The following is a 14,198-nucleotide window of genomic DNA, read 5'->3' as shown; positions in this document are numbered from 1 at the left end:
CAGTCAGGATGGACCGCAAGCACCCGCCGTCGGGAAGGACCCCGCATGCCCGTCACGCTCACCGAGGAGCAGACCGCGTTCGCCGGCGCGATCGCCGAGTTCGCCCGACGCGAGGTGCCGGACAAGGCCGCCCTGGACCGGCTCACCGTCGAGGGCCCGCACTCGGACGAGGTCTACCGCAAGATCGCCGACCTGGGCTGGCTCGGGATCTCGCTGCCCGAGGAGTACGGCGGCGCGGACGGCTCCATGACCGACCTGCTCGTCTTCCTCGAGGAGACCAGCTACCACCGCCTCCCGATCGGCGGCTTCGGCACCACGATCATCACGGCCGCGGCGATCCAGAAGTTCGGCTCCGACGAGCAGAAGCGGACGCTGCTCGGCGGCACCTCGCGCGGTGACGTGCTGGCGATCTCGATGTCCGAGCCGGGCGCGGGCTCCGACGTCGGCGGCCTGACCTGCAAGGCCACGAAGACCGAGGACGGCTGGCTCATCGAGGGCCAGAAGACCTGGTGCTCGAACGCGCACATCGCCTCGCACATCCTGCTCGTCGCGCGCACCTCCACCGAGGGCGGCAAGCACGACGGCCTGACGATGTTCGTGGTGCCGACCGACGTCGACGGCCTCGAGATCCACGGCATCGAGACGATGGGCGGCAAGGAGGTCAACGACCTCTACTTCACGAACTGCCACCTGCCCGCCGACGCGGTGGTCGGCACCGAGGGCCAGGGCTGGCGCCAGCTCATGGCCGGCCTGAACCTGGAGCGGATGATCCTCGCCGGGCTCATGCTCGGGCTCGCGCGGCGCGCGTTCGACGACACGCTCGCCTACGTCAAGGAGCGCCGGCAGTTCGGCCGGCCGGTCGGCAGCTTCCAGGCCCTGCGCCACCGGATCGCCGACAACGCCACCGAGCTGGCCGCGACGAAGCTGCTGGTGCACGACACCGCGGCGACGATCGACGCGAACCCGACGGCGCTGTTCCCGAAGGAGGCGTCGATGGCGAAGCTCAAGGCCACGGAGCTCGCCAAGCACCTCTCGCTCGAGGGCATGCAGATGCTCGGCGGGTACGGCTACGCCACCGAGTACGGCATGGAGCGGCTGCTCCGCCTCTCGGTGGTCTCGACGGTGTACGGCGGGACGAGCGAGATCCAGCGCGACATCATCGGGAAGACCCTCGGCCTCTGAGCGCCCCGAGCTCGACGACGGCGGCCACCTCGCCGCCCTGCTCGTGCAGGGCGGCGCGGTGGCGGCGCAGGGAGGCCAGGGCCGCGGCGTTGTCGGCGGTCGTGTCGGCGAGCAGGCGCTCGGCCCCGGCGTCGGCCGCGCGCTCGGCGAGCAGGCCCAGCACGGCCGTCCCGATCCCACGCCCCCGCGCGGACCGGGCGAGCCACACGCCGGTCTCCGCGCCCGCGGCCTCGTGGCGCAGCCGGGCCACCCCGAGGACCGACACACCCTCGACGACCAGGTACGACGTCTCCTCCGGCGGACGCGACCGCAGGAAGCGCGCGTAGGCCCGCTCCCGCGCGACCGTCCACTCGTCGGGCTCCGGGGCGTCGTCGGGCGGCATGACGTCACGGGGCAGCGCGCCGTGCACCGCGGCGGCGACGAGCGCGGCGACGTCGGCGGCGTCGGCGGGGTCGAGCACCCGCAGGGTGACTCGGGGGCGCGGTGGGCCGGTCATGGGCGCAGCGTGCGCCGGTCGACCGGCGGGGGCCAGCACATTTCGGACGTTCACACACCCTGTGTGACGGCCGATCGCGCAGTGTGCACAACAGTCCGGCGGATGCACTGTGATCCGCACCTCACCACTTCGGCGAACCCGACGACCGGCGTGACCACGAAACGGGTCGATCACGACGAGGACGACTGCCCGTTCGGGTCGGGCGCCGTCACCGGTCGACGGACCCCGCTGACACTGCGTTTCGAGATACGGTCGTAGCCGGACCGTGACCTGCCCCCGGAGGGGTGGGCGGTACCAGGGGTTCCTATTACCCTCCGTCCGCAGATCGTCAGGATGCCGAACGATGTCGGGGTCGGGAGGCATCCGTCCGAGACCGAGGCCGACGACCCCAGGAGATGCCGCCGTGGACGACCACGCGCCCGACCGCCTCCGCGACTCCGTGTCCACCGTGCACGACCTCGTGGCGGACGTGCTCGCCGACCAGGAGGCGCTCGAGGACCGCCTCGACGCCTGCGACGCCTACGTGGTGCTCGTCGCCGACCCCGCGACCGGCGCGCTCGACTCCTACGGCCCCTTCGACGGGCCGACCGCGTTGATCGACGCCGAGCGTCGTCGACGCGACCTCGACGACGGGGACCTCGACGACGTGACCGTCGCCGTCGTGCGCCACCACATCCCCGACGCCCACGCCCCGGGACGGCACGCGATCGCGTCCTGACGTCGCGCACCGCCGCGGATGACGGAATCGCACGTGATCGGCAACGATCCGGTCACACCGGTTTCGGGACTTTCCGCAGGAATGGTTCCACCGCCGCACGGGGAATGCCTGGAGAACAGGGAGACACATTCTCGGGGAGATGATCGTCGTGAGCGGCTGGAGCGCTGACCGGAGCAGGACCGCCCGCTGGAGTGCCCGTCTCGGGGTCACCGCCGCCGCCTGCCTCGCGGCGGCCGGACTCGGGCTGGGCACCGCCGAGGCGGCCCCGGCCGCCCCGGCCACCACCCCGGGTACCCCCTGCGCGACCACGGTGAAGGCCTGCATGGACCTCTCCGGCCGCCAGGCGTGGCTCACCGACGGCGCGGGCCACGTGACGGCCGGGCCCTTCGCCGCCCGCGGCGGGAAGTCCGGCGCGGCGACGCCGACGGGCACCTTCACCGTGCAGGACAAGGTGAAGAACTACTGGAGCAAGGCATTCGACGCGCCCATGCCCAATTCGGTCTTCTTCAAGCCCGGGTACGCGTTCCACGCGGGCAGTCCGTCGGTCGCGTCGAACGGCTGCATCCACCTGAACCGCGGGGCCTCGCAGCAGTTCTTCGCGGCGCTCCGACCCGGCGACCGCGTGCAGATCGTGGCGTGACTCAGTCGCGCAGCGCGGCGGTGACGGCGTCGGTCATCGCCTCGAGGTAGCGGCGCACCGTCGCGAGCTCCGCGTCGTCGAACGTGTCCATCACCGCGTCCGACAGCGTGCCGATCGGTCCGAAGAACTCCGCGGCCACCGCCCGGGCGTCGGGGGCGTGGAAGAGCAGCACCCGGCGCCGGTCGTCCTCGTCGCGCCGGCGCTCGACGTGTCCGGCCGCGACGAGCCGGTCGACCACCCCGGTCACCGACCCGGAGGTGAGGGACAGGGCCTCACCGAGGGCGCCCGCCGTCAGCGGCGTGCCCTCGGTCTCGCCCTGCATGACGTGCAGCAGCGCCTCGAGGTCGGTCGGGTGCAGGCCCTGCCGCGCGGCGAACGCGTCGGCGAGGTGGCGCGACGACGCCGTCAGCCGCTGCAGGGCCCGCACGATCGCCGCGCGCTCTTCGGTGGATGCCACCCCTACATCGTGTCGTGCCCGTACATCCGCCCCAGCGGGTCGTGGATGAACTCGATGCGGGCGCCGTCCGGGTCGAAGGTGTAGATCGAGGTGCCCGACTCGAGCATGTACTCGATGCCGCGCTCGTCGAGCCGGCCCTTGATCTCGTGCCAGTGCTCCTCGGAGACCGACAGGCACAGGTGGTGCAGCCCGCCGAGGACCTCCTGGTAGGGCCCCGGGTCCACCCCCGGCAGGTCGAAGAACGCCAGGTGGTTGCCGTTCCCCACGTCGAAGAAGAAGTGGGTCGAGCCCGCGAGGTCGCGGTTCTCGAACAGCACGGTGACCGGGAAGCCCGCGACGTTCTGGTACCACTCGGTGGTGGTCCGCACGTCGCGGCAGATCAGCGCGACGTGGTGGACGCCCTGGCCGTAGCTCCGGGGCCGCTTCTCCTTGGAGAACAGGAACTCCGCGCGGACCCGGTCCCGGATCTCCTCGAGCTCGCGGCGCTGCTCGGCGCTGATCAGCGAGGCCTTGTCCTGGCGGTCGTACTCGTCGCGGGTCGGCTCGGGGGTCTGGGGCTCGGTCGTGCTCATCGGTCTGCTCCCATGAGGTCGGAGTGCATCTCCCACACCAGGACCTCGGCGTCGGTGCGGGCGTACAGGGGCGTCGCCGGGGGTTCGACGATGCGGACGGTGTCGCCGGGGTGCAGGTCCGCCCCGGCGAGGGCGACCTCCCCCCGCGCGACGAGGACGTGCAGCCAGGGGGCCGCGGGCAGCGCCAGCTCGCGCCCGGCGGGCGGCTGCGCGACGTGCAGGACGGCGTCGGCGATCCCGAGGCCGGCCCCGGCGGAGCGGCCGGCGGCGCCCGCGACCGGCACCCACCCGCCGTCGTGCAGGGCGGCGGAGACGTCGACGACCTCGTGGACCGGCTCGACGCCGGCCTCGTCGGGCAGCAGCCAGGACTGCACGAGGTGCAGCTCGTCGTCGCCCGCGTTCCGCTCGCGGTGGACCACCCCGCGTCCCGCGGACAGGCGCTGCACCGACCCCGGACGCACGAGGGCGTGGCGCCCGGCGTCGTCGTCGTGGACGAGCGTCCCGGCCAGTACCCACGTCACGATCTCGGTGTCGCGGTGCGGGTGGTCGTCGTAGCCGGCGCCGGGCGCGATGCGGTCCTCGTGGTGGGCGAGCAGCACGCCGTGGTGGGTGTTGCCGGGCTCGAGATGGGCGCCGAAGGAGAACGAGTGGCGCGAGTCGACGCCCGGCACCCCGGGCAGCGCGCCGCGATCGGCGGCCCGACGCACCTCGACCGTCCCGACCATGGCCCCCCGTTCGTTGAACCTGCAACGTAGCGCCTGAGCCGCGCCGTTGCCATCCGCGGAGCGGGTCAGACGAACACGTCGTCCACGTGCACCGTGACGTCGACCGGCTCCAGCCCGGTGGCGTCGCGGACGCCGCGGGCCACCGCCGCCCGGATGCGCTCGCCGAGCGCCTGCAGGTCCTGGCCGTAGGCGGCGGCGAGCGTGATCCGCACGGCCGTCGAGCCCCCGGTCACCCCGGCCTCGACGTCGGGCACCACCTCGCCGCCGGGACGGTGGCCGTCGGCGACGAGCCCGCCCAGCGCCACCTCCACGCCCGGCACCTGCGCGGCGAGGTGCCGGGCCAGCGCGACCACCACCCGCGCCGCGACCCGGGTGTGGCCCTGCGGGGACTCGATCCGGCCGTACTCGGTGTCGTCACCACGTCCGCGCACCGTGCGCAGCGCCGCCTCCACCAGCGACGGCGGCGCCTTCGGGCGCTCGGCGGTGACCGCCGCGACCGGAGCCCACAGCCGCGCGTACTCGCCGAGCGCCGCCCGGCAGTGCGGGCACTGCCGCTGGTGGGCGTCGAGGTCGTCGGCGCGTCCCTCCGCGACCTGCTCGACGAGCGGGGCGGTCGGGCGTCCGCACGGCAGGGTCGCGGGCGTCTCGGTCATGACCAGCTCCTCATCTCGGCGAGCAGGGTGGCGCGGGCGCGGGCGAGACGGCCGCGCACGGTCGCCTCGGAGGTCTTGGTGATCGCGGCGGCCTGGGCGTAGGACAGCCCCTCGATCTGGCAGAGCACGAGCGGCACGCGCTGGGTCTCGGGCAGCCGGGCGATCGCCTCGAGACCTGCCCGCACCTCCTCGCCCGCCACCACCGAGCGCTCCGGCCCGGCGACCGGCGCGAGGTCGGTCTCCCGCGGCTCCGGGCCGGCCCGGTGCCGGCGCCGGTGGTCGAGGCTGCGGTTGACCACGACGCGGTAGAGCCAGGTGGTGAACGCCGACGTCCCGGCGAAGCCGGCGAGCGCCGTCCAGAGCTGGATGACGACCTCCTGCGTGACGTCGTCCGCGTCCGCCGGGTTCCCGGTGATCCGCAGCGCGATCCGGTAGATGCGGTCGCGGTGGCGGCGGATCAGCTCCTCGTAGGCCTGCGGGTCGCCCTCCCGCGCCTTCCCGACGAGCCACCGGTCGATCTGCGCGCCCCGGTCGCGCTCGTCGTCGGCGTCCACGTCCTGCCACTACCCCCGACGTGCCAGTCGCACCCGCGTCGCGGCTCTGCGAGCGTCGACCGGGTGACCACCTCCGCCCCCGTCGCGTTCCCGCACGTGCCGACGCCGCACCCCACCCCCGACGCCCAACGCGCCGGTCTGCTCGCCGACCCCGGCTTCGGCAGGGTGTTCACCGACCACGTGGCCTCGGCGACCTGGACGGCGGAGCTCGGGTGGCACGACACCGGGGTGCGCGCGTCGGAGCCGCTGTCGCTGCACCCCGCGGCGGCCGTCCTGCACTACGCCCAGGAGATCTTCGAGGGGCTCAAGGCGTACCGGCAGCCCGACGGGTCGGTGGCCCTGTTCCGGCCCGCGCTCAACGCCGCCCGCTTCGCCCGCTCGGCCCGGCGGCTGGCGCTGCCGGAGCTGCCCGAGCAGGCGTTCGTCGACGCCGTCGCCGGGCTCGTCCGCGCCGACGCGGCGTGGGTGCCCGAGCCGCCGGCGTCGCTCTACCTGCGCCCCTTCACCGTCGCCACCGAGGCGTTCCTCGGGGTCCGGGCCGCCGAGGAGGCGCGCTTCCTCGTCACCGCCTCGCCCGCCGGCCCGCTGTTCGCCGGCCGCGACGCGGGCCTGACGCTGTGGATCTCCGAGGAGCTCTCCCGCGCCGCCCCGGGCGGGACCGGCGACGCGAAGTGCGGCGGGAACTACGCGGCCGGGCTCGCCGCCCAGTCGCTCGCCCGGGCGCACGACTGCGACCAGGTCCTCTTCCTCGACGCCCGCGAGCACCGGTGGCTCGAGGAGTCGGGGACGATGAACGTCCTGCTCGTCACCGCCGACGGCGAGCTCGTGACCCCGCCGCTCGGCACGATCCTCGACGGCGTCACCCGCCGCAGCGTCCTCGAGCTCGTCGCCGACCACGGCCTCACCGCGGTGGAGCGACCGGTGTCGGTGGAGGAGCTGCGCGCCGGGTGCGCCGACGGCTCGATCACCGAGGTCTTCGCGACGGGGACCGCGGCCGTCATCAGCCCGATCGTCGCCTTCCGCTCCGCGACCGGGGCGTTCACCGTCGGCGCGGGCACGCCGGGTCCGCACACCCTGGCCCTGCGCACGGAGCTGCTGGACATCCAGTTCGGCCGGGTCCCCGACCCGCGCGGCTGGCGTGTGCCGGTGGCGCTCACGTGAGGTCTCATTAGCCCGAACAGCCGATCGTGTGAGGTCACTTGACGTAACGGAACGCGGCTGAACGGCGACATACGGTCACGATCCCCGAGGACCGGAGGCCGACCGTGACGATCGCCCCCGACGCGCTGCGCCGTCAGCTCGACGACGCGGCCGCCGCTCGCCCGCACACCCCCGCCGTCGTGACGGCGGGTCTCGTCCTGGCCGTGGCCGTGGTGGCGGGGACCGACCTCTCCCTCCCCGCCACCGCGGCGGCCCTCCTCGCCGCCGCCGTCGCGGCGGTCGTGGCGCGCCGGCGGGACCGCGCGCGGCGCACGGTCGTCGCGACCGACGGGCCGGAGGCGGCCGGGCGCCACGTCCGCCACGAGCAGCTGGTCGCCACCTGGGAGCGGCTGCGCTGCGCGGCCACGTCCTGGGAGCCCGCCGTCTGGGAGGTCGCGCCCCACGGGGTGCACGCGCCCGTGGCACGGCGCCTCGACGGTCCGCGGCACCTGCGCGCCGCGGACCCCGTCCCCACCTTCGCCGGGACGCGACGCGAGATCGCGTTCCTCCCCGACGCGGTCGTGCTGCGCGACGGCCGGTTCCACACGGTCGTCGGCTACGACGCGCTCGAGGTCGACGCGAGCGTCCACGAGCGGGCCGGCGGCGGGCGTCTCGGCCGGCTGACGGTCCGCGCCGCGGGCGTCACGAGCGTCTACGACCTCGCGTCCGTCGACGCGGCCTGCGCCACCGCCGCGGCCCTGCGCGGCCTGACCGACGCCCACGTCCGGCGGGCGCCCGAGGCCGAGCGCCCGGCCCGCGTCGCGGCGCGGCGTGCGTCCCGGGCCCGCGCGGTCGGCGAAACCCGGGCCCGGCTCGCGGCCGTCCCGTCGCCGCGTCAGCCCAGCGACGCCACCGGGAGGTCGTGCGCCTCGCCCACGGCGGCGCTGTAGAGCTGCCCGGCGTGGGTCGCGAGGCCCGCCGCGAGCCCGGCGTCCTCGGCGACGGCCCGCTCCCAGCCGCGGTCGGCCAGCGCGAGCACGAACGGTGTGGTCGCGTGGGTCAGCGCGTGGGTGGAGGTGTTCGGCACCGCCCCGGGCATGTTCGCGACGCAGTAGAAGAGCGCGTCGTGCACCGCGAACGTCGGGTCCGAGTGCGTGGTCGGGTGGGAGTCCTCGAAGCAGCCGCCCTGGTCGATCGCGATGTCGACGAGCACCGCGCCCGCCTTCATGCGCCGGACGAGGTCGTTGCCGACGAGCTTCGGGGCCTTCGCACCGGGCACCAGCACGGCCCCGATGACGAGGTCGGCGTCGAGGACCGCACGTTCGAGGTTGTCGGTGTTCGAATACAGCGTCTGGACGCGGCCGGCGTAGCGGGCGTCGAGGGCGCGCAGCGTGTCGAGGTTCTTGTCGAGCACCGTGACGCGGGCGTGCATGCCCACCGCCATCTGGATCGCGGCGGCACCCGACACCCCGCCGCCGATGACGACGACGTGCGCGGCCGGCGCGCCCGGCACCCCGCCGAGCAGCAGGCCGCGGCCGCCGTGCGACCGCATCAGGTGGTACGCGCCGGCCTGCGGGGCGAGCCGTCCGGCGACCTCGCTCATCGGGGCGAGCAGCGGCAGCGCGCCGTGGCGGGTGACGGTCTCGTAGGCGATCGCGGTGGTGCCGGCGGCGAGCAGCGCCTCGGTGCACGCGCGGGAGGCGGCGAGGTGCAGGTAGGTGAACAGCGCCAGGTCCGGGCGCAGGCGGTGGTACTCCGAGGCCACCGGCTCCTTGACCTTCACGACCATCTCCGCCTCGCCCCACACCGCGTCGGGGTCGGCGACGAGGCGGGCGCCCGCCTCCTTGTACTCGTCGTCGCCGAAGGCCGAGCCGACGCCCGCGCCCTCCTGCACGACGACCTCGTGCCCGTGGGCGACCAGCTCGCGCACACCCCCGGGCGTCAGGGCCACCCGGAACTCGTTGTCCTTGACCTCGGTGGGTACCGCGACCTTCATGATCGTCCTCCTCCTCGTCGTCGCGCCTCACCTCCAGTGTGAACGTCCTGCTGTTTCACCGGTAGATTCGTGAAGAAGGTTCTGTAGCCTGCCGTCGTGGATGAACTTCCCGACGATTCCGTGGTCGCTCCGGGGCCGCCACCGAACGATCTGCGGCCGCTCGACCACATCGACCGCGCCCTCCTGGGGCACCTGGTCGCCGACGCCCGGATCACCAACGCGGCGCTGGCCGAGGCCGTGGGGATCGCGGCGTCCACGGCCCTCACGCGGGTGCGCGCGCTGCGTGAGCGCGGCGTGGTGCGGGGGTTCCACGCGGACGTCGACCCGGCGGCCGTCGGGCTGCCGCTGCAGGCCATGATCTCGGTCCGGCTGCAGAGCGACTCGCGCGACCGGCTCGGCGAGTTCACCGCGTTCGTGCGCCGCCTGCCGGCCGTGCGGGACGTCTACTTCGTCGCGGGCGCCGACGACTACCTGCTCCACGTCGCGACGGCGGGGACGGGGGCGCTGCGCGACCTGGTCGACACCCTCAACAAGCACCGCGACGTGGCGGGCACCGTCACGAGCCTGATCTTCGACCACGTCCGCACGGCGCACGGCCTCTGACGGGCTCGTGACGGCCTCCGACGGGCGCTACGGCAGCGCCAGGGCGGTCGCCGCGCTCGTCGCCGACCAGTGCTCGTCGCTGCCGGCGACGACGTCCGCGGCGCCGTCCATCATCCGCGCCACCCGCGCGGAATTCTCCAGCGCGAGCCGCTGGTCGGCCTCGGCCACCGGCCGCATCCGGTCCTCGTACGCGGCGAACGCCTCCCCGACCGGACGGACGTCGAGCTCGTGCGCGAGCAGGTACGCCCCGACCAGGGCGAGCGTGGTGCCCTGGCCCGACAGCGGCGTGGTGCACCAGGCGGCGTCGCCCAGCAGGACCGTCCGGCCGGTCGACCAGCGCGGCGCGACGACCTGGGTCATCGGCGCGAGGTAGAAGTCCGAGGCGTCGGCGAGGCCCTCGAGCATGCGTGGCACCCACCAGCCCCGCCCCGCGAAGGCGTCGGCGATCAGCTGCTTCTGCGCGGCGACGTCGCGGTGGTCGTACTCCGCCTCGCCCTCGAACCCGAGGTTGACCCGCACCTCCCGGTTCTCCCGCGCCGTGTAGAGCCCGGCCATCCCGTCCGGGAACCGGCAGAAGGTCTGCCACCGGTCGAGGCCGAACACGTTGGGCATCGTGTACACCGCGAGGTGGCTGCCGAGGGGGCGCAGGCAGCCGTCGCCCACGAGTCCGGCGAGCCGGCCGACCGCGGAGCGCAGGCCGTCCGCGCCGACCACGACGTCGGGCTCCAGCGTCCGGCCGCCCGCGAGCCGCACGCCGTCGGCCCCGATCGCGGCGACCCGGTCCCCGAAGCACCACTCCGTCCCCGCCGCCGCGTCCACGAGCAGCGCGGCGAGGTCGTCGCGGAGGATCTCGACGTCGGGCGACCCCAGGGGTCCTCCGGTCAGCGTGGTCTCGGTGGTGCGGGTCAGCTCGGTGCCGTCGGGCGCGACGACCGACATGCCGCGCATGACGGTCCGCGCCGCCCGCATCGGCTCGCCCAGCCCCAGCCGGTCCATCACCTCGAGGGCCGGACCGCGGACGTCGACCGCCTGCCCCCCGGGCCGCGGGCGGGGCGCGGACTCCACGACGGTCACCCGGTGTCCCCGGGCGAGCAGCAGGGCGGCGAGGGCGGAGCCGGCGATCCCGGCGCCGGAGACGAGAACGTGCATGACGAGCTCCTCTGGACGGTGTACGAACAGCGGCGACCGTGCCCGTCCGTCGGCGAGGAGCACCAGCGTGTCGCAGGACAGCGATCTCCCGTTCCGGCGCGTGGCCGCGGCGTTGCGGGCGCGCCTCGACGACCTCGCGCCGGGTGACCGGCTCCCCTCGGTCCGCGCGATCGTCGCCGAGTTCGGCGTCGCCTCGGCGACCGCGTCGCGGGCGCTCGCGCTCCTGCGCGAGGAGGGCCTCGTCGAGTCGCTCCCGCGGGTGGGCACGGTGGTCGCGGCCCGGACGCCGTCCCGACGGCGGGTCCGGCCGCGCGGATCGCGGCCCGCGCGCGAGGACGTCGTGGCGCTGGCGGTCGAGCTCGCGGACGCGGACGGGCTCCCGGCGGTGTCGATGCGCCGGCTCGCGGCCGAGCTGGGGGTGCCGACGATGACCGTCCACGGTCTCGTGCACGGCAAGGACGGGCTGGTCATGGCCATGCTCGACGACGTGTTCGCCGCCGAGCCGTGGCCGGTGGTGGCCCCGGACGCCGGGTGGCGGGCGCGTCTCGAGCTCTCGGCGCGACGGCAGTGGAGCGTCTACTCGCGCCACCCCTGGGCGGCCCGGGCGATCTCGCTGCACCGCCCGCAGCCGGTGGCCGCGCTGCTCGCGATCGCCGAGTGGGACCTGCCGACGCTCGAGGGCGTGGTCGCCGAGCCCGAGCGCCGCTTCGACCTGTACCTGGCGGTCTCGGGCTACGTGCGCGGGATGGCCCTGACCCTCGCCGCCGAGCGGGACGCGGAGGCCGACACGGGCGTCGACGCCGATCACTGGATCGACCACGACCCGGCCACGGTGCGCGGCATGGCGCGCCTGGCGGGTCCGGCGATCCGTCGGGCCGGGCCCTACGCGTTCGACCTCGACCGCGTCTTCCGCACCGGTCTCGCTGCCCTGCTCGACGGGATCGTCTGACCTAGGACAGGATCACCCGCGTGGACGTGCTGACGCGCATCGGTCTGGTGGAGCTGGCCTTCGGCGCGGTGCTGGGGTGGGCCGTCGCCGCCACGATGATCACCCCGCAGCTCGTCGAGCGGGCCGGCGTGCGCAAGCCCCGCCGCATCCTCCAGGCGCACCTCGACTACGTGATCATGGGGATCATCCTGATCGCGGTCGGCCTCGCCGTCCCCGGGCTGCCGACGTGGCTGGCGGCGGCGATCGTGATCGGCACGTGGCTGAACCCGACGCTGTTCCTCCCGCTGGCCTGGTCGCCCCGCGCGGCGACGCGGATGTGGTTCCAGGTGCTCAGCGTCATCTCGTTCACGCTCACCAGCGGCGGACTCGTCGGTGCCGCGGTCGTCGGCCTGGTGCGCTGATCGCCCCGGTCCCGATCTCGGCCGCGCGCCGGATGCCGGGGTCAGAGAGCGACCGGCCCGCCCGGTGTCGTGAGCTCGGCGCGCAGGGCGACCGGACCCGGCGTCACGGTGACGCGGTTGCCGAGGTGCCCCACCAACCCGGCCGCCACCAGTCGTGCGCGCAGGTCGCCCGCCGACGGGGTCGACAGCACGAGCCGCGACAGGGCGAGCCCGCCGTCCGCGAGCCCCGTCGACGGGTGCCCGCCGTCCCAGGCGATCAGCGACGGCCGGACGCCGGAGCCGTCGCCGGGGAACGACCCGTCGTCGGGAACGGTGAGCGACCAGGACAGGTCGTCGCGTGTGAGACGCAGGACCGGGTCGGACGCCGACGAGAGCGTCGGCAGCCGGAGCACCCAGTGCACGAGCCGCGGCGGGCCGGCGAACCGGTCGAGGTCGAACCAGCGCGGGCGACCGGGCGCGGGCGCCTCGGGGTCGATCGCGATCAGCTCGAGGTAGGTGCCGTCGTCGAGGTTCCACAGGGCGTTGTGGGTGCCGAACCGGTCGTGCCGCGCGCGGCCGGCGGGCTCGACACCGAGCCGCTCCACGAGCCGGGGCACGCCCTCGTCCAGCGACGTCGTGGCGACGACCAGGTGGTCGACGCCCGGCGTCCGCACCGCGGGACTCACTGCGCGGCGGCCTTCTTCGCCGCCCGCTGCCGGCGCTCCTCGGCCTTCTCCAGCCCCTCCGACCAGCCCGCCCGGTTGAGGATGAGCCGGCGGTACTGCATGACCTCGGCCCGCTTGTCGACGGCGAGCGCGCCGACGAGCCGCTCCCCGCTGCGGTAGAGCGCGACGAACGCGCCGTCGTCCTCCGAGCCCATGACGATCTCGGTCTCCACCTCGGGGTGCTCGTCGTCGGCGCGGGAGACGCCGACGAACTGGATGCGGCTCGAGTACCAGTCCGACCAGAAGTACGGCACGGTCTCGTAGGCCTTCGCCGACGCCGGGTCGAGGGCGTTGCGTGCGGCCAGAGCGCCCTGCTCGGACGCCGAGGTCCAGTGCTCGAGGCGCATCGGGGTGCTCAGCACGTCGTCGAAGAGCGCGTTCGGCCAGCGGGCGACGTCGCCGGCCACGTACACGCCCGGCGCGGCGGCGAGCGTCTCGTCGGCGACCACACCGTTGTCGACCGTCAGCGACGACGACTCCAGCCACCCCGTGTTCGGGGTCGCCCCGATCCCGACGACGAGCACGTCGGTGGGGATCTCCGTGCCGTCCCCGAGTACCACCGACTCGACGTGCCCGGACCCGGTCACCCTCTCCACCGAGACCCCGGTGAGCACGGTGGTGCCGTGGCGCTCGTGGATCGAGGTCAGGGCGCGCCCCATGCGCTCGCCGACCCCGCGGACCAGCGGCACCGGCAGCGCCTCGACGATCGTCACCTCGAGTCCGCGCGTGCGGGCGACCGCGGCGATCTCCGAGCCGATGAACCCGGCGCCCACGACCGTCACCCGCGGCGTGCCCTGCCGCAGCAGCTCGCGGAGGTGCCGCGAGTCGTCCAGGGTCCGCAGCGTCACCACGCCCGCCAGACCCGGCGCGCACACCGAGGCGGGCAGCGGCCGCGCGTCGGCGCCGGTCGCGATGACGAGGCCGGAGTACCCGATCTCCCGACCGCCGACGGTCACGGTCCGGTTCCCGACGTCGAGCGACTCGGCCGGCGCCCCCAGCACCAGTTCGACGTCGAGCTCGGCGAGCTTCTCCTGCTCGCGGTACGTGGGGTCGCGCGGCTCGTCGTCGCCGAGGTGCTCCTTGGACAACGGCGGGCGGTCGTAGGGCAGGTGCTCCTCCGCGCCCACCAGCGCGATCGACCCGGAGAACCCGTCGTTGCGCACGGCCTCCACCGCGCGCAGTCCGGCCAGCGACGCACCCACCACCACGAGATCGGCCACGTCCCGACCCTAGCGACCGTAATCCGGTCTACGGCACTC

Annotated in this window: 18 protein-coding genes; 8 read left to right on the top strand and 10 right to left on the bottom strand. The window is 74.7% G+C overall.

Annotation, left to right across the window (positions count from 1 at the left end):
- Positions 1–45: 45 nt before the first annotated feature.
- Positions 46–1,182 (top strand): acyl-CoA dehydrogenase family protein, encoded by a 1,137-nt coding sequence (locus tag LN037_RS17410; RefSeq protein WP_230754847.1) that lies wholly within the window; start codon positions 46–48, stop codon positions 1,180–1,182.
- Here LN037_RS17410 and LN037_RS17405 read toward each other — a convergent pair.
- A complete protein-coding gene (locus LN037_RS17405; RefSeq protein WP_230754845.1) occupies positions 1,157–1,678 on the bottom strand; it encodes a GNAT family N-acetyltransferase in 522 nt (173 codons plus the stop codon). The genes LN037_RS17410 and LN037_RS17405 overlap by 26 nt on opposite strands.
- Before the next feature lie 403 nt (positions 1,679–2,081).
- On the opposite strand from LN037_RS17405, the gene LN037_RS17400 reads away from it, so the two are divergent.
- Together LN037_RS17400 and LN037_RS17395 are read left to right on the top strand one after the other, a co-directional pair.
- Positions 2,082–2,396 (top strand): hypothetical protein, encoded by a 315-nt coding sequence (locus LN037_RS17400; protein ID WP_230754844.1) that lies wholly within the window; start codon positions 2,082–2,084, stop codon positions 2,394–2,396.
- Positions 2,397–2,535: 139 nt separating this feature from the next.
- Complete coding sequence (locus LN037_RS17395; RefSeq protein ID WP_230754842.1) at positions 2,536–3,036, top strand: L,D-transpeptidase; 501 nt, start codon at positions 2,536–2,538, stop codon at positions 3,034–3,036.
- A 1-nt stretch (position 3,037) separates the two neighbouring features.
- On the opposite strand, the gene LN037_RS17390 is transcribed toward LN037_RS17395, so the two are convergent.
- The 5 genes from LN037_RS17390 to LN037_RS17370 all read right to left on the bottom strand — a co-directional run bounded on the left by LN037_RS17390 (position 3,038) and on the right by LN037_RS17370 (position 5,997).
- Positions 3,038–3,493, bottom strand: coding sequence for a MarR family winged helix-turn-helix transcriptional regulator (locus LN037_RS17390; protein ID WP_230754840.1), 456 nt, complete (start codon positions 3,491–3,493; stop codon positions 3,038–3,040).
- Between the two features lie 2 nt (positions 3,494–3,495).
- A complete protein-coding gene (locus LN037_RS17385) occupies positions 3,496–4,065 on the bottom strand; it encodes a VOC family protein (protein ID WP_230754838.1) in 570 nt (189 codons plus the stop codon).
- Complete coding sequence (locus tag LN037_RS17380) at positions 4,062–4,790, bottom strand: pirin family protein (RefSeq protein ID WP_230754837.1); 729 nt, start codon at positions 4,788–4,790, stop codon at positions 4,062–4,064. The genes LN037_RS17385 and LN037_RS17380 overlap by 4 nt, the downstream gene beginning before the upstream one ends.
- Positions 4,791–4,855: 65 nt before the next feature.
- Positions 4,856–5,443 (bottom strand): Asp23/Gls24 family envelope stress response protein, encoded by a 588-nt coding sequence (locus LN037_RS17375; protein ID WP_230754835.1) that lies wholly within the window; start codon positions 5,441–5,443, stop codon positions 4,856–4,858.
- Positions 5,440–5,997: an RNA polymerase sigma factor gene (locus LN037_RS17370; RefSeq protein ID WP_230754833.1), complete on the bottom strand. Its 558-nt coding sequence runs from the start codon at positions 5,995–5,997 to the stop codon at positions 5,440–5,442. The genes LN037_RS17375 and LN037_RS17370 overlap by 4 nt, the downstream gene beginning before the upstream one ends.
- 63 nt (positions 5,998–6,060) lie before the next feature.
- Here LN037_RS17370 and LN037_RS17365 point away from each other — a divergent pair, with 63 nt between their 5' ends.
- Both LN037_RS17365 and LN037_RS17360 read left to right on the top strand, forming a co-directional pair.
- Positions 6,061–7,158 (top strand): branched-chain amino acid aminotransferase, encoded by a 1,098-nt coding sequence (locus LN037_RS17365; protein WP_230754831.1) that lies wholly within the window; start codon positions 6,061–6,063, stop codon positions 7,156–7,158.
- Positions 7,159–7,262: 104 nt separating this feature from the next.
- Positions 7,263–8,087: a hypothetical protein gene (locus LN037_RS17360; protein WP_230754830.1), complete on the top strand. Its 825-nt coding sequence runs from the start codon at positions 7,263–7,265 to the stop codon at positions 8,085–8,087.
- Here the strand turns inward: LN037_RS17360 and ald are convergent.
- The gene (ald, locus tag LN037_RS17355; protein WP_230754828.1) at positions 8,033–9,133 is read right to left on the bottom strand and encodes an alanine dehydrogenase; all 1,101 of its coding nucleotides are present in this window, start codon (positions 9,131–9,133) and stop codon (positions 8,033–8,035) included. The two genes, LN037_RS17360 and ald, sit on opposite strands and share 55 nt — an antisense overlap.
- Before the next feature lie 96 nt (positions 9,134–9,229).
- Here ald and LN037_RS17350 point away from each other — a divergent pair, with 96 nt between their 5' ends.
- Positions 9,230–9,736: an Lrp/AsnC family transcriptional regulator gene (locus LN037_RS17350; RefSeq protein WP_230754826.1), complete on the top strand. Its 507-nt coding sequence runs from the start codon at positions 9,230–9,232 to the stop codon at positions 9,734–9,736.
- Between the two features lie 27 nt (positions 9,737–9,763).
- On the opposite strand, the gene LN037_RS17345 is transcribed toward LN037_RS17350, so the two are convergent.
- Positions 9,764–10,885: an FAD-dependent monooxygenase gene (locus LN037_RS17345; RefSeq protein ID WP_230754824.1), complete on the bottom strand. Its 1,122-nt coding sequence runs from the start codon at positions 10,883–10,885 to the stop codon at positions 9,764–9,766.
- Between the two features lie 67 nt (positions 10,886–10,952).
- Between LN037_RS17345 and LN037_RS17340 the strand changes: the two genes are divergently transcribed.
- Together LN037_RS17340 and LN037_RS17335 are read left to right on the top strand one after the other, a co-directional pair.
- The gene (locus tag LN037_RS17340; RefSeq protein ID WP_230754823.1) at positions 10,953–11,834 is read left to right on the top strand and encodes a GntR family transcriptional regulator; all 882 of its coding nucleotides are present in this window, start codon (positions 10,953–10,955) and stop codon (positions 11,832–11,834) included.
- Between the two features lie 20 nt (positions 11,835–11,854).
- A complete protein-coding gene (locus LN037_RS17335) occupies positions 11,855–12,235 on the top strand; it encodes a hypothetical protein (RefSeq protein ID WP_230754821.1) in 381 nt (126 codons plus the stop codon).
- A gap of 41 nt (positions 12,236–12,276) precedes the next feature.
- On the opposite strand, the gene LN037_RS17330 is transcribed toward LN037_RS17335, so the two are convergent.
- A complete protein-coding gene (locus LN037_RS17330; protein ID WP_230754819.1) occupies positions 12,277–12,900 on the bottom strand; it encodes a VOC family protein in 624 nt (207 codons plus the stop codon).
- Positions 12,897–14,159 carry an NAD(P)/FAD-dependent oxidoreductase gene (locus LN037_RS17325; protein WP_230754817.1) on the bottom strand — a complete coding sequence of 421 codons (1,263 nt, stop codon included), beginning with the start codon at positions 14,157–14,159 and terminating at the stop codon, positions 12,897–12,899. The genes LN037_RS17330 and LN037_RS17325 overlap by 4 nt, the downstream gene beginning before the upstream one ends.
- Positions 14,160–14,198: the final 39 nt, after the last annotated feature.

The sequence above is a fragment of the Actinomycetospora soli genome (assembly GCF_021026295.1).
Lineage (GTDB): Bacteria > Actinomycetota > Actinomycetes > Mycobacteriales > Pseudonocardiaceae > Actinomycetospora > Actinomycetospora soli.
The sequence above is the reverse complement of the archived record's forward strand: the minus strand, read 5'-3'. Positions and strand labels throughout refer to the sequence as shown.